Raw genomic sequence first — 15,674 nt, 5'->3', positions numbered from 1 at the left:
TAATTTCTAATACAAAATAATAAAATGATAACGCAGCCTATTTGCGTAGTAATTAAATCATTATCAACTTAAACAAAAATTATATCATCACCTAATATTTCCTTAATTTGTTGTTTGTTCCAGCTATCAGGCACGCCAATGCAAGCAAGATATTTAGGACGGGACAGAGCTACATAAAGCATTCTTTGCTTTTCAGTTGGAAGAACTCCGATATTTTTAAAATCAGTTAGTGAAATCTGTTCTCCAGAACTGTTTTTACTTAGTACCAGTAAAACCGAATCAAAGGTCATCCCTTTTGCTTTATGAATAGTTGATATCGGATGTGGTATTTTGGCTTGAGGGTAAAGAAAATCCAGAAGATTTTTATTGTAAAACTGCTTTCCCTTCTGCTTCAGTTGAAGATCAGTTTCAATTCCGAATGTATTTTTTATATGCTCAGTCATAAGCATAGTCCAATTTTTTAAGGTATCGTTTTGATCAGGCATTTTTTTGATGAAATCAAATAACAAGATATTTATATCTGAATCATTTTTAATTTCCTTTTCCTTTGCTCTTTGTTCTCTGTAATTACCGGTAGGAAGCAAAATTTGAGCTAAACACATTCTTAAAATATCAATACTGATTTTACTATTACCTTGTAAAAAGTAGTTTTGAGCTCTCAATATTGTGATCGCTATGTTATTTTTCCAAGGTTCTTCTGATGTGGCTTTGGCTCCAAACACTTCTAAATGAGTACCTCCCCGCACTAGAATTTGATTTAAATAATTATTATCAATGAGGGTTTCATATTTTGTGATTAAACTAATTGGATCATCTTCTGAAAATCTTATGACATGAATTTTATGATCTGTAGTATGATTGCAAATGGAGCGTATGGGCTCGCTTTCAGTTTCTCGAAATAAGCTATAAACATTAATTATTTGTTGAGATGATCTTCTGCAGTGATTAAGTCTGAATTGTTGCCAAACTGATTTGTTATTAAAGCGAGCTATAAATAAGTCGGGTCTTGCTTCTCTAAATTCATAAAGACTTTGATAAGGATCACCAACGAATTCTATGTTTTTTAGACCTGCAGAAATTAGCAAATCAAAAATTTTGTATTGAATTTCTGAAGTATCTTGTGCTTCATCGATAATAAAGTAAGGAAAACGTTCAATTAGGCTTTTAGCGATACTAGGATATTTTTCTAATAAGAATGCAGCTAAAAAAGTTGAATCATCATTGTTTAAATATCCGTTATCAAATTGCCATCTTTTATATTCTTTAGCATATTTCTTAAAAATAGTTTCAGAAACAATTTTGGGATTCGGTTTATGTCCATTCCATGTGTAAGTATTGTCAATTTCTATTTTAAGCTGTGATGGGGGATAGGAATATTTTAATGGTTTTTGTTGGTTATTCTTATGATTACCAAGATTCATATCATCCAAAAAAGACACTTTGTCTAAAATCTGGGGTCTTTTAATGTTTTTCTCCAGCAAATAATAATATGGTAAGGTGATGTAATGATTGATAAAACTGTCAATTGTCGATACCAAGTGTGGATACCTGATGTGGCTACCATTAATTTTTGCAAATGCTTGGAAAATTTCATCTTTGGCCACATTCGTAAATGATAAGCATGCAATTCCTGCGTAATCACCATGTTCAGTTTTACATTCATCCATTAATATCTTTAGTTTGTAAGCCACTGATGTAGTCTTGCCACTCCCGGGACATGCATTGAGAACTATCTTACCTCTTGAATCTAAATAAGGACTATTATCATTAGTAATTTCAAACTGCATACTTTAAATAATATGTTTTAATGATTGTGAAAGATATTGAGGCACTCTGAAGATGGTAGTCTCTCCAGTAATAATTTTGCTTTCTAATAAAGCAGAAAATTCTTGTGCAAATATGCTTTTTGCTGGAAGAGCTTTCCACAATAATATGGCAATTTTTTCTTTTTCAGATAATGAAAAAGCTTCATTTTGAAGAGAATCAATATAGACAAGGATTACATTAAATTTTTTAAAGTCTTTAATTTTTAAATATTGTAATAGAAGATTTTCTTGAAACTCAGTTTTACTATCTGCAATGTTGGCGAGCGCAATTTCAAACTCTAGGGTTTTAAAAGCGGGAAACAATTTTATATTATTTTTATTTGATGTGATTGTGGAGTTCAGGTTACCAATTCTATTATTAATTTGTGAATTGTACAGTCCTGAATGAAACCCGTCCAATGCTCTGTAGTTTTTTGAGATAAGATTTTTAAATGATCTATCCTGTTTCGCATACCTGTCATCGTCAGTGACAATTGCCACTTTATGATTAAGTCTTTTACTTTTTTCTGTAGAATTAAATAAGTGAATAAATGAATAGAAAGATATCCCATCAACACTTACCAATTCACAACGAGAATCTTCAAGACTTGATCCTAAGAAATCAGCAAATGCTTTTACAAGTAGCTTTTCAGATATTCCTTCAACAAATATGAGAGATTGAGCAAAAAATAACTGACTTTTGGTAATGTCAAGATACCGTTCAAGCTGATTTTTTCGTTCAATAAAATCATCTTTTCTCAAAATTTTTTTCTTAGCAACTTGCTCGATAACCAATTCATCTTCGCGATTCTCAAAACAACCACCAATATTAATAGCATTATCTTGAAGTAGTATGAGATTATCAAGTTTTGCTTTCGAAGTTAAAGTGGGAGAGTGTGATGTTATGAATAATTGGCAATTATTTGGAGCGCTTGCAACTTTTAAAAAATTGTAAAGGTTCAATTGAAGCTGAGGATGAAGATGTGCTTCCGGTTCCTCTATCAGTAAGGTGAAATGTTGATTAGGATGATCTGTGATACGCTCTTTAATATCACCCAATATCACTGCGATATAAATAAGATTATTAAAACCTAGACTATTTTGCCATAAATTGAAGCCATCATTTTCTAATGAATGTTTATCATGGGGAAGATATGGTTTTATAACATTAACAATACCTTCAATTTTTGAAGAGCTTTCGATTCTAAGTCCTATCTGGTTATCTTTTGTAATTTTGAAAATATCATCTAAATGTTTATTAACACTTGTCCGAGTATCCTTCACTTCTTTCTGTTCCAGCAGATCATCATTTGCTTTTTTGATAATTTTTCTAAAATTTTCCTCTGTTTGAGATCTTTCAACAAGTCTTTTAATTACAGATCCCAACATATTTGATTTAACGTTTAATAGATCATTGGTACTGTCCCTTAAAGCTCCAAGATAATAATGTTGAAAAATTTCAAACGTTCCACTATCTGCTTTTTGTTCTGTAGTAGCACCAGTGAAGTAGGTGAATTTCGGATATTTGCCGTCTACAAGATCATAGATTAAAGTTATTTTTGCATAATCTAAATCAGAATCATGCGGATCAACTACTAAATATTCGTATAGTGCTCCCTTTTCAGAAAGAGATAGTCCTCTGAAAATGTATTCCAAAATAATTGATTTACTCTGTACTTTCGTTATAGCGTTATAAAAAAAATCTTCAGAATTAACGTAGATATCCTTTTTGTAATTACCCAAGTTATACATTAATCGAATGGCATCAATTAATACTGTTTTACAAGAACCATTTTCTCCAATGATAATATTTAATTTAGGGTTGAAGTTAACAATTAATGACTCGACACCTTTATAATTATTGATGCTTATGGTTGATAGGTACATAGTTTTTTAACTAAAATAAAAATAAATATTTAATATGTAGATACGAGCTAAAATGTTTTTTTTGAAGAATATAAACATCTTAAGTGCTGACCCAAGTAATTTTATTATCAAATGGTAGTTAGATTATGAATGGGTAGTTCAGTCATAAATTTACTTTATAAATCTCAGGATTTTCTTTTTTTCTTATAATTAAAGTTGCTACAACCCATTTATCCGTTCCGGAAATATGAGGAAGGATGGCATTCGGATCCCTTTCTCCAAAAACATAATAACCATTATCTTCTAATTCATCAAGAAGCTGTTGTAAATCATAGCTCATTTGGACTTTGTCATAAGCTTGAACCATTCCACATATATCTCCGAAATCAATAAAAGTTTGTATAATACCTCCAATATACTCTGCTTCGTCTCTATCCCTTAATTCATCATAATCAGTGTTGTATCCATGTGCCTCGCTAATGACATTCAATAATTCCTTGCCTGATGTAATCCGCATCAAAAATTTAGGTTTTTTTGCTTTATCATCCTGAATAGCATTTGCTATTGCTGTTCTCACCCAATTTTCATGATTGACTTTCATATACCTCAAAATTTCTTCAGAGTAGGTATCTACCAGTTCATCAATTTCTTTATGATGATTTCTACATAAAAGCAATAAATTTTCATAGTTGTTATAGTCCTGAAGATTTGGTAAGTGCCTAGGACCATTTTTCTTTGAGCTTATTATGTGACATTCTTCACCAACATTGAATTCCTCTGAAGCATCTGTACCTGTTATTAATTCAGTTTTACAGATAGCACATCTGTTCCCTGATTTTGCCCATAGAAATTTTCTAGTTTTATCTGAAATAGTCATTGTTATTGTTTTTACATAATCTCTAAAGTTAAAGGCTTTTAAGAATATATTTTATTTTCTTCTTATTTTTTCTTTGGTTTTAGATATTATATTTCTTATTATTTCGATACCTATCTTTTATCTTGTTACAAGGTTTTTATTCCGTCCTGATTTAATGCCGAAGCTTTAAATTTTTATCAGTGTATTGACTTTCACCGAGACCAATTGATGTCGACTAAGGATAGTTGTATAAATTTTTTAAAACTTTTTACCGCTTCCTCAAATTCATCTTTATTTCTGTATTTTTCAATCATATACAATATATTTCCCGAGGTATAATAAAGCAGAAAACTATATTCTCCTCGCCAAGTTTTTCCAATAACAGCATTATACAATATTTCTTTAAAATTAAAGGTTACCTCTTCTTTTTCGTACATTTCAAATAGCTCTGTAAAAACCAAACTGGATGACTCACTATCTGCAAATTTAGCTGCATCTATGGAGCTAATTTTTCTTTCTTTAATTGAATCAAAATCACTAGGGTAAATGTAGCCTTTGTTAAGTCTTTCCTCACTTGTTTCTTTGTATCTATCTTTTTCTTTATCTACATATACCTGAAACGATATTTTAGAATTTTTTAGTTCTCTAATAATATTGTCTGATTTTTCTACTCTTATTTTTGTTTTAATAATGCTAAATTCCAGTTCAATATCTTTTAATCGAGTAGAAAGCAAGCCATTTCTTATTTCATCAATTTCAATCGATCCGCTTCTATTAACTTTTATTAACTGATTGATAGCAAAGTTATACAGTTTATCTGAAAAAGAATTAATGTATTTACTGGGAAGCAGATACCATTGTAATGAAAGATGACTTAGATTAAGCTTTTCAATATAAGGCATTATTTCAGAGGGTTGATACAATTCTATAAATTCCCCTAGTAAATACCGGTACCCCTTCTCAGAAATATTTTGGATTTTTGTAATCGTAAAAATGCATTCATCCAATGTCAAAAGATTATTTGTATGAAGTGCCTTTAATGCTTTAGGTAATCCATATAATGTATAATCTTTTCTGTTATAATATTTAGTCCAGAACAACGATATACTTGCCAAATCTATTTTCTGCTTTCGATGTAAGGCTAATCTAATATATTCATGAATTTTATTACCTAAATTGAAACTCCCTGTCTCTTTATTTTTTAATATGAGTTCTTCCAATGACAGATAATTATATTCATTTTTTTCAATATTGCTCACCTCATGACCAGCAGCAATTAAATTCTTTTTTACATCATTTAAATACCAATCAGCATAATAATAAGAATCAGGATATTTATCTAAAAACTCAGCTAATTTAATTGCACCTATTGATTCAAAACCTTCCAGATAAATATCGAGTGAGTCACTTAATTCTTCAAGCCCCTTATACCTTTTTTGATGGAGGAATAGATTTTCCATGATCCATTTTAAATAATCACCAAAATACCGTCTATCTTTTAGAGCATTTATGATTTTTGTTTTTGTAATGGCTTTTTTATTCCTGATAAAAAAATATTCTTCTTTATCAATATCTCCTTCCAATCTCATATGAAAATGATCAGTGGAGTAATTATCATTTGATACCTTATTATAAAGCAAAACTGGATTATTGCTTCTTATATAAAACAACATTCCAAATAAGTATCCTGAACTGGTGATGTCCTCCTCCGTATATCCGTTAAATAATAGTGATTGTGTATAAGTGTAGAGAAAGCCATCCGGTGTTGATATATGATCTCTGTAAATTAGATTTATAATAAGTGAGAGATCATAATAATGTGAAATTTCAAAATCATCAAACTTATAGTTAGACATCAAATCTCTTAAATCAAAATAAAAAGTACGAATGGCTTCAATATCTATGCTGTCTTTTATTATTTCTTCAAAAATGGTTATGTTACAAAATTTCCTTGCTATTTCTTTTGTTTGTTGATGAGTAAGTTTAAATAGAGAAAACCTTGAAAGAAATCTTCTATTTAAGCTCATTATTGAATCATATACCAAGTCGGTAGCCTTGTCATTTAGAATTTTATAACTGGTTGACTTGTTACGAAAATAGGTGTTGAAACTGTCATGAAATAAAGCGATTCTGTTCAGCTTGATGTCAAATAGATAAGGATGTTCATCTATGAACTCCTCGACGTAATATTTAGCTTCTCCCAAAAAGTGATCTAATTCTGAATACATTATATATGAATTTGTACATAAAAATATCGAAAGAGAATATTTCCCTTTTTCATTTTTTATAATGCCTTCATAAAAACTGTCAATATCTTGAAGTTGACCGGTTTCCGGAAGCTTCTTATTTAGTTTATAAAATTCTGAAACATATTTTACAAGAATGGGATAACCCAGGGTCATGTAAAAAACTTCTTTCTGAATATTGTAATCTGTAATATGAAACAATTCCTCTAAAACAAATTCAGTTTGCTTTTTATTCCAGTTTTCCAAAATATGTTTTTGCCAATCTAGCTTAACGACCAATGGTCTTGATAGTATGATGACTTTACAGTACTCTTTTAGTTCATCTATGAATCTTATAAACCGAGAAAGCTCACTGCTATTATAATTTTCAATATGATCTAAACCATCGATGATGAAAGTTAATTTTCTCCTTTTAATCTCTTTGAATAAATCAGGAATCTCCCTGTATTTTAGATCGTGAAACAGTTTTACATTTAAATCTTGTACAAAGTTTTGAAATTTTAATCTCTCCAGATAATCGGATTCCTGATTTCCTACCCAGAATCGGTATAATATATTTAGAGGATATTCTTCAACAAGTGAATTTACAAAATGACTTTTCCCAACTCCGGGTTTACCTTCGATCAATAATAATTTTTCAAATTCAACAAGCGTATGATTAATTTTTACCGATTCTTGTTGTAGATCCGTGTTATAAGTTTTTAAGCTGGGAAGATCAGACCTTTCAATCAGCCATATCCTTTTATCCAGTGTTTCGCTTAAATAATTTTCAATCTCATATTTCCTATTTAAGTTCCCACTATATAGATCATCAATAAAGAGATCTACATCAGTCCGACTCAATGATATGATATACAAATTGCCGTTTTTCAAGCAATCAAAATCTAAAATTTTAGCATTAGGAACAATATCGATATGCTTAAAAAAAACAATGTTTTTGCTCTTAGAAAGCTTGTGAGCTTTACCTTTAATAATTAAATTTTCATAGTCAATAACAAGTTGATCTAATTTTACGTTCTCAAAATCCTTAATCTGAAAACTATATTCTTCATTATTAATAGAAACTAATAAATCATCGAAGTTATTATCAACTTTTGCTTCGATTTCAATTTTTGTAATTTTCCTCTCTACATCCATTATGGACAATAACAACTGAGTTATGTGTTTTTGATAGGTATAACCGCTGTAAGCATTTCTCATTGGATAATTTTATTAGATCTATAGTTCTGAATTGTATAAAAGTAAATTTAGCATTTTCGAACTCAATTTTTACTGTATCACCTTTGATTTATGCAAAGTAATTAATTACTTTTATAAAGGAATAACATCCATTCAGCTAGTGGACTGTAGGGATTTAACCATCGAATTACAGCCATTTATAGGGCAAATAGCTCTGTACCAAGTATCTAACATAAGGATACTATTCGTTTATTCAAAACATCAGTGACAGCATTATTTTAAAATAACAACAGATTGCCATAACAATGAAAACAATATCCCGCCAAGAAATTGATGATCGAATTAAGGAAATTGAAATTGATAAAAAATCGCCTAATAAGATTTCAAAAAGATTAAGCTCACCGCATCAGATCACAGTGAATACTAAAGAGTGGTTTGAGTCTGCAGAAAATTACTGGGAAAAAAGATCCAAAAAGAATGTTATCCTGCCGATATCCGTGGAAAAAAAACATCTTTCCCGTGCTTTGCTGATTGTTGACTTTCTGGTAAAACTTTTAGAATATAGAGGCCATGGCTTTGATCTTAATGCCAGGAACGAAAATATTGTTAGAATATCAGGTCGAGATCTTCATGTAAGTATTCGTAATGTGGGGAAGTATGTAAGTAATGACCAAAGTAAATATGCGTCCAGAGATTTTGTATTTACAGATGTACTTTGCATACAGGTGTACGAGAATACTTGGAATAGGAAAGAATGGAAGGATACACCTTATTCTCCAATTGAAGAAAAACTGATCCGGGTTGTAGCATATCTTGAACTTTTTGCAAAATATTCAGAAGAATATCATTTACAGCTTGAGGAAAACTGGCAAAAACAGGAATTGATGAGGCAGGCAGAACAAGAAAAGAAAGAACGATTAGAAAAAGAAAAAAAAGCCCTGGAGCAATTAATTGTTGATGCTGAGAATTTTGATAGAGCGCAAAAAGTCCTGAATTATTTGAAAGAAAGAAAAAAAATTCTGCAGGAACACAATCTCTTTACTGAAGATGAGGTCGCCTATTTTGATTGGGGCTTAAACCAATACTTATTATTGAACCCTTTATACAATAATAAATAACTCTTTTTTATTTGTAATCAGTTTGAAAACTAATAAATTGAAAATTAATATTTTCCCGGACGTATTAAAATTATTGGGCAAATGGTAAGAAGATTATGTAGGAAATTTTAGACTGGTTAAATAAAAACTATATTGGTAAGAAATTGGATTATTTAATATAATTATTACCAAAGTTTTAAAAGGAAACTCTTGAATACTGAGGTTTTCTTTTTGTTTAAATCTATCGGTATAATTATGTCAGATAAAGTCTTAGCTAATTGATATAAATTAAAGTAATAGTCTTTTTATTTCTATGATGACTGAAAATGCTGAAAAAGTTCGATATGCAATTTCATTAAAATCATCCTCGTTCTCATCTAGGCTTAAGTTTTCGAAGGGTGAATTCTCTATATAATCTGTGTGAATTGTGTAATCAATATTGTTGTAAGATATTGAAGATAGAGTTTTTCTTATTCTTTTTAGGTAAGATTCTTTTTGTTTATCCAGATCACTCTTATTCTGTATCTTATTTAAACTATTAATATGCTTCACAAATACAATAAAACCATTTTGTAAAGAATTTTCAAAACCTGGTATATCTGCATTCAGGTACTGCTGTATTCTATTATAATCTTCCTTAATCTTTGCTAAGTTAGGATTAATTGATTTGACTTCAATAATGCTTGTAGAAACATTTCTACTATCAATTTCTCTTGAAATTGCTATATCAATTCTACCTTGTCTGATGGCCGAAATATTTTTTAGAAAATTTTCGTGACTGGAAGCATAGATTAAATCAGGAAAATACTGCTCGTCTGTTTTGAATCTATAACAATCAAAACAATTGTTATAAAATTCAAATGTTTCTTTTTCAGCTTCTATTTTGTATTGATAATTATTTTTAGAATTCCATTCAGATAGCTGTTTACATAAATTAACCGTGATAAAATACTCTGTTAATTTTGTAACATTTCGATCAAATGATAGTCTTAATAATTGACTTTCCGAGTATGATATACTTAGCGCATTAAATGCAATTTCTTTAAATGAAATGGTTGTCATTTTTTATGTTTTGTAATCTAAGTTTTTGTAGTTTTTGGAAACATTGAGTAGTATGTATAGGACTTCCTTTATTTTTAGCAGTTAATGTGAAATCCTGTTCGGAATTATCTAAAAGTTAGCATTTTTGAATTAGTGTTTTTCTTAATATTCTATTATTTAATCTCTTTCTTTCATCTTGACTGTAAATTTTTTATTAAATTAATTTACATATCAGTTTAATCAGCCGGAACTGGTTTATAGATATGACTTCTATAAAAAATTAAAGGAATATAAGATTTTTTATAATTATTTAAATGAAATAGATTACAGTAAAAGATTATATAGCAATTTTTTTCAATGTTGAATTATATTTTCCAAATTCGATATCTTCAAAATCTCTTGAAGCTTTTTCGTGAACATCTACATCCTTGGTGTGTAAAATATGAGACATGTATTGTAGCTTTCTTCGCACATTTTCGATGAGCTCAGACCATTTCATTACCCAAATTTCTATGTTTTTATTTTCGTTTCTAAAGTAAAAGTATGGATTGTCTTCTTTTTGTCGACTTCCATTTAGTCTATATTCTGCATCTGAGTTTATTCCAGAACTAATCAGTAAAATTTTAAAGCTTACATTTTTGCTTACCGAATTTAGCTTGTCTATTTCAGTTGCATATTTCATTAACTGTTCTAGCTCTTTTGGACTGATCTTTACCCTTGGAGCCTTTAGCTCAACAACTAAGACTTCTCTTTTTTTGTGATCAATTACTCTTTCATTATACAAAAAAAGATCCGTTATCGATGAAACTGATTTATCGACTTTTTCATAATTATCATCTTTTGTGGACTTTTTATAAGTCATTGTGTCATCTCTCAGTTGCAAAAGATTTTTTTCTAAGTTTTTATCTGATAAGAGTTTTGTAGTTTCGTTATACTCTTCACCAAAAACCCAAAGCATTTTTTCCAAAAACTTATGCAGCTCTTTTCTTTCTTTAACATTCTTCGAAATTTTACTATAGACCAATTTTTCTAAAAATTCCAGATCCTCTATTTTACGGGCAACTTTGTCAGAAAATTCAATAATGTTTTCTAAATCTGTTCGTTGAAGAAGCTCTGAAAATTTTGAAATTGATTTTGTATTAAGATGTAGAATATTTTTAAGTATATTATCCAATTCACCGTTTGAAATTGTTCTATCAATAAGTGGATAAATAATTTCTCTAAGCTTATTATTATCATTGAGCAGATGATATTTATCTTCTACCAAATAGGCAAGCTTATCAAAGACTATAATTTTAGATTGCGAACTGCTGCTTTTTTCTTTAAAAGGATAATATTCATCACTTTTTAATTTTTCTGAAAAATTGTCAAACTCAGCATTGATAGATTTGTAAAATGAAGCAACATGATCTTTAATAAAAGGTCTGTAATTTTTCCAATTTTCATCCATATCATCTAAATCTACATTTCTGTATAAATCGGTAGGTAATGTATTTGATTCTATATAAACATACCATCCACCTGTTTTAGGGCTTAGCCAAGCGGCATCAAATTCAAAACTATTAGCAATAGTTTGAATACCTGCATTATTAGTTGTTAAAAAAACTTTTATTTTCTCTATTTTTTTTATCCTAATAAAGTTAAACACGATTTTATGTTCAATACCTTTAAGATCAATATAGGGATGAATTTTGGTCACCGGATTGCCTACGATAAACTGCGATGGAACAATCTTCTCTCCATTGATATGAAATGTTATTTCTTTATTAAAGATTTTTAACGGGTATTTTTCAAAGATTGCATCTGCAATATTCTCTTTAAGAAATTTATCTATTATTTTCTTTTTAGGTTCTTTATCTGTAATTACTGAAGAATAAAATTCAGAAATAGTAACCTTATAGTAGGTATTATGCTTTTTACCGGATAATACTTCTTCTGTCGAATCAATGTCAATCTCCGACACGTTAAGGTTTTTTCCGAACATATCAAAATGCAGTGGAATCTGAGTTTTACTGTACTCGTTGCTGTTGTGGGAAAAACCTACTGTTTCTATCAAAACATTTTTGCCAAGCTAAAAACTGGCAAATCTCCCAATACCTTTACCTCCTTGTTTATTAGTTGTTCCAATGTCCAATAGTTTTTTTTCGAGCTCATTTTTATGTACTCCAATTCCATCATCTTTTATAGTAATCTGGTCGATAATCGTAGGATGTATTTCATTTTCATTTGTGTAATTGATATCGATCCAAATATTTTCAGCTTTTGCCTGAATAGAATTATTAATCAACTCACAAAAAGCAGTAAAAGTACTGATGTAATTAGCAAATAGTTCGTTTACTAAACGAGAGTTTGTAGTTAATTTTCTATTCATAATCAAAAGTTATTTATATCTAAATTTTCAGACTAAAGCTGTAAATCTTGTTGATTTAAATTGGTGAGCTAATTTAATCAATATTAAGTTCAATGATTGAAACTAAAAATAATATTTTGCTACATTATTATTCAATTTGATATCTTGGCAGTTTAATTTCATGTAATTGAGGGTAAGGTTCCCTTGATGTCATACTCACATCATCCCGAAGGTTTCTTTGAATTTCCTGAGATTTATATTTATCCATTGAATATCGGGGATCTGGAATAAGTGGCATTTTAGCCATCTTTATAATGGTAACAGTTGGAAAGTGGTAATCCACTTCAACAGTACCCAGCAAGAGATAAATTCCTCCTTCCTTAAATGGAAATTTTTTAAGACTGTCTGGAAAATGAGCCGTATCAAAATACTGTCCTTCTGCATCAATCCAGGTTCCAAAGTACATGTCATCTTTTTGCCCCGGATGATTTTTCTTTTTGATGGGGACGTGTTTCCTTGAGATAAGATAGGCCAGCATTTTGACTTGTTTCTTATGGTATTTCAGAAGATCTTTCACCAGAACATGCCCTCTGTATTTTGTTTTCAATAAATCAAATATGGAATAGGAAACAGGAAATCCAAGTATTTCGATTTCATCAAAAGCATCCTCAAAAAGATCCCTTTGAATCAAGGGTAATTGATAATCTCTTTGAGGCTGATCAAATAATGAAATAGTTTTGGTTCTGTATTGATTCTTTGACAACAGAAATCTGGCTTCTATCAATAGTTCATGTTTTTGTTTACCGGTAAACCTGAATGCTCCTACAAAAATAAGTATCTGTAATGTTTCTATGCCAATGGGAATTCTTTTTACAAAGTCTTCCAATGACTTATAATTTCCGTTTTTATTTCTCTCTTCAGGAATCAATTCCTTAATATGGCCTTCCAATCTTTCAATATGCATTAAGCCTAAGTATACCTCCTTTTCATAGAGGGTTGTTTTATACTCACTGAGATTCACACATGGATTGTGAATGACGGCTCCTGACATTTTAGCTTCGTGGATATATACTTCTGTTCTGTAAAATCCGCCTCCATTATTGATGGCTGAGACCATAAATTCAATAGGGTAGTGAACTTTTAAGTATAAACTCTGATAGCTCTCTACAGCATAGGACGCTGAATGGGCTTTACAAAAAGAATACCCAGCAAAGGATTCTATCTGGCGGTATACTTCTTTGGATAATTGCTCGGGATGTCCTTTTTTCTTACAGGATTCAAAAAAATCATCTTTTAATTTCTGTAGTGCAGACAATGATCTTCCCTTACCACTCATCGCTCTTCGAAGTACATCTCCATTGGCGGCAGATACACCCCCGAAATGCATGGCAATTTTTATCACATCTTCCTGGTATACCATAATGCCATAGGTTTCACCGAGCTCTTTCTCAAAGACCTCATGAAAATATTCAAAATGGCCTGGATGATTATGTCTAAAAATATATTCCCGCATCATCCCGCTTTGGGCCACACCCGGACGAATAATAGAAGAGGCGGCTACCAATACTTTATAATTATCACATTTAAGTCTTCTCAATAATCCCCGCATGGCTGGTGATTCAATGTAAAAACAGCCAATTGTTTTTCCAATACTCAGGAATTCGTTGCACGTGGCTTCATCCTTTGATAGAGTGGTATCCTGAATATCGATGGTAATACCTCTTTTTTCCTCAATGAGATTAACCGTATCTTTTATGGTTCCCAGACCTCTTTGAGATAGGATGTCAAATTTTTCCAGACCGATGTCTTCAGCGGTATGCATATCAAACTGAACGATTGGAAACCCTTTTGGCGGCATTTCCAATGCAGAATATCGGGTGATGGGTTCTTCAGAAATCAAAATCCCACAAGAGTGCATACTCCTTTGATTAGGGAAATTTCTTAAGAGTTCTTCATATTTGTAAATCAGCTGGACAATTGAGTTTTGGTCATGCTGGATTTTAGGTTTTTTGGAGAGCTCATCCAATTCATCTTTAGGCAGGCCAAATGCTTTTCCAAGTTCTCTGAACCTTGATCTGCTTTTAAACTCTACGTTGGTTCCACAGAAAGCCACGTGATCTTTTCCATATTTTGAGAAAATATATTCCAGAATCGTATCCCGGTTTTTCCAGCTCCAGTCAATATCGAAATCAGGAGGTGTTTTTCGGTTGAGGTTTAAGAACCTTTCAAAATACAGATCCAGTTCCAGAGGGCATATATCGGTAATTTCAATGCAATAGCTGACAATGGAATTGGCTCCGCTTCCTCTACCAACGTGCATGAATCCCATACGATTGCTGTACTGAATGATATCCCAGGTGATCAAAAAATAGGCGCAAAAATTAAGCTGGTCAATTACTGCCAGTTCTTTCTCGACTCTTTCTTTAGCCTGAAGATGATTGATGCCATATCGTTTATGCAAACCTTCATAAGCCAGCTGTTTTAAAAGCAAGAAATCATTTTCCTTGCTGTCAGTGAAATGTTTTTTGTTTTTTGGAGTTTTGAAATCAAATTCAAAACTGCTTGCCTCAACAATATATTGGGTATTCTGAATAATTGGGGGATAGTATTGATATTTTTCTAAAAGCGTCCTCTTACCGATAAAAGTTTCATTGCTCTTGCAGTAATCATTTTTTGATAATTTGGTAATCAATGTATTGCCTGCAATAGCTCTAAGGAGCTTGTGAAGTTGATATTCTTCTTCTGTTTTGAAAGTGACAGGCTGCAGAATTACCATTTTAGAAATCAAACATTTCCATTCCGGTTTTATCAGAATGTTTAATTCATCTGTTCTTATTCCTATAAATTCATGATCAAGGAGATTATCAGGAATATTCTGCAGGGGATAGATTACAAAAGTATTTTTCAAATCAGGACTGGTTTTTGGAATTTCTATTCCCTCACAGTTGTAATCTGTCAAAAGTCTGTTAACTTCGGCAATACTCTCCTGGTTTTTGGCAATGCATATATAATATAATTCATTTTCAACTCTTATTTCTACCCCTACAATCGGTTTGATATTCTTTTCCTGACATAATTTATAAAAATCATAAATTCCTGTAATAGTGTTGATATCGGTCAAGGCCAATACTTTTAGTTTATAGTCAACAGCCTGCTGAACCAGATCTTCCAGAGATAAGGTACCGTATCGCAAGCTGTGATAAGTATGACAATTGAGAAACATAATCAATAAAA

At 30.9% G+C, this 15,674-nt stretch carries 9 protein-coding genes; 1 reads left to right on the top strand and 8 read right to left on the bottom strand.

The window, feature by feature from the left end:
- Positions 1-68: 68 nt before the first annotated feature.
- The 4 genes from M2372_RS09140 to M2372_RS09125 form a co-directional block, all read right to left on the bottom strand.
- Positions 69-1,787 carry an ATP-dependent helicase gene (locus tag M2372_RS09140; RefSeq protein WP_123319997.1) on the bottom strand — a complete coding sequence of 573 codons (1,719 nt, stop codon included), beginning with the start codon at positions 1,785-1,787 and terminating at the stop codon, positions 69-71.
- A gap of 3 nt (positions 1,788-1,790) precedes the next feature.
- Positions 1,791-3,692, bottom strand: a complete 1,902-nt coding sequence (locus M2372_RS09135; RefSeq protein ID WP_123319996.1) for an ATP-dependent endonuclease — start codon at positions 3,690-3,692, stop codon at positions 1,791-1,793.
- Positions 3,693-3,834: 142 nt separating this feature from the next.
- Positions 3,835-4,548, bottom strand: a complete 714-nt coding sequence (locus M2372_RS09130; protein WP_123319995.1) for an HNH endonuclease — start codon at positions 4,546-4,548, stop codon at positions 3,835-3,837.
- 191 nt (positions 4,549-4,739) lie between these two features.
- On the bottom strand, positions 4,740-7,973 hold the full coding sequence (locus M2372_RS09125) for a hypothetical protein (protein ID WP_123319994.1): 3,234 nt from the start codon (positions 7,971-7,973) through the stop codon (positions 4,740-4,742).
- 284 nt (positions 7,974-8,257) lie between these two features.
- On the opposite strand from M2372_RS09125, the gene M2372_RS09120 reads away from it, so the two are divergent.
- The gene (locus M2372_RS09120; protein WP_123319993.1) at positions 8,258-9,070 is read left to right on the top strand and encodes a hypothetical protein; all 813 of its coding nucleotides are present in this window, start codon (positions 8,258-8,260) and stop codon (positions 9,068-9,070) included.
- Positions 9,071-9,337: 267 nt separating this feature from the next.
- On the opposite strand, the gene M2372_RS09115 is transcribed toward M2372_RS09120, so the two are convergent.
- The 4 genes from M2372_RS09115 to M2372_RS09100 all read right to left on the bottom strand — a co-directional run bounded on the left by M2372_RS09115 (position 9,338) and on the right by M2372_RS09100 (position 15,663).
- Complete coding sequence (locus M2372_RS09115) at positions 9,338-10,111, bottom strand: hypothetical protein (RefSeq protein ID WP_123319992.1); 774 nt, start codon at positions 10,109-10,111, stop codon at positions 9,338-9,340.
- A 316-nt stretch (positions 10,112-10,427) separates the two neighbouring features.
- A complete protein-coding gene (locus tag M2372_RS09110) occupies positions 10,428-12,146 on the bottom strand; it encodes a hypothetical protein (protein WP_123319991.1) in 1,719 nt (572 codons plus the stop codon).
- Positions 12,147-12,161: 15 nt separating this feature from the next.
- Positions 12,162-12,461, bottom strand: a complete 300-nt coding sequence (locus tag M2372_RS09105) for an ATP-binding protein (RefSeq protein ID WP_123319990.1) — start codon at positions 12,459-12,461, stop codon at positions 12,162-12,164.
- A gap of 127 nt (positions 12,462-12,588) precedes the next feature.
- Entirely contained in the window at positions 12,589-15,663 is a 3,075-nt protein-coding gene (locus M2372_RS09100; protein ID WP_123319989.1) for a DNA polymerase III subunit alpha, read from the bottom strand.
- Positions 15,664-15,674 lie beyond the last annotated feature (11 nt).

This window comes from Chryseobacterium sp. BIGb0232, from assembly GCF_024810195.1.
Lineage (GTDB): Bacteria > Bacteroidota > Bacteroidia > Flavobacteriales > Weeksellaceae > Chryseobacterium > Chryseobacterium pennae.
This window is presented reverse-complemented; position numbering and strand designations above follow the sequence as displayed.

Excerpts from the sequence above, each read along its gene's own strand:
- M2372_RS09115 (WP_123319992.1), bottom strand. The coding sequence starts at position 10,111 with ATGACAACCATTTCATTTAAAGAAATTGCATTTAATGCGCTAAGTATA.
- M2372_RS09105 (WP_123319990.1), bottom strand. The coding sequence starts at position 12,461 with ATGAATAGAAAATTAACTACAAACTCTCGTTTAGTAAACGAACTATTT.
- M2372_RS09135 (WP_123319996.1), bottom strand. The coding sequence starts at position 3,692 with ATGTACCTATCAACCATAAGCATCAATAATTATAAAGGTGTCGAGTCA.
- M2372_RS09140 (WP_123319997.1), bottom strand. The coding sequence starts at position 1,787 with ATGCAGTTTGAAATTACTAATGATAATAGTCCTTATTTAGATTCAAGA.
- M2372_RS09120 (WP_123319993.1), top strand. The coding sequence starts at position 8,258 with ATGAAAACAATATCCCGCCAAGAAATTGATGATCGAATTAAGGAAATT.
- M2372_RS09130 (WP_123319995.1), bottom strand. The coding sequence starts at position 4,548 with ATGACTATTTCAGATAAAACTAGAAAATTTCTATGGGCAAAATCAGGG.
- M2372_RS09100 (WP_123319989.1), bottom strand. The coding sequence starts at position 15,663 with ATGTTTCTCAATTGTCATACTTATCACAGCTTGCGATACGGTACCTTA.
- M2372_RS09125 (WP_123319994.1), bottom strand. The coding sequence starts at position 7,973 with ATGAGAAATGCTTACAGCGGTTATACCTATCAAAAACACATAACTCAG.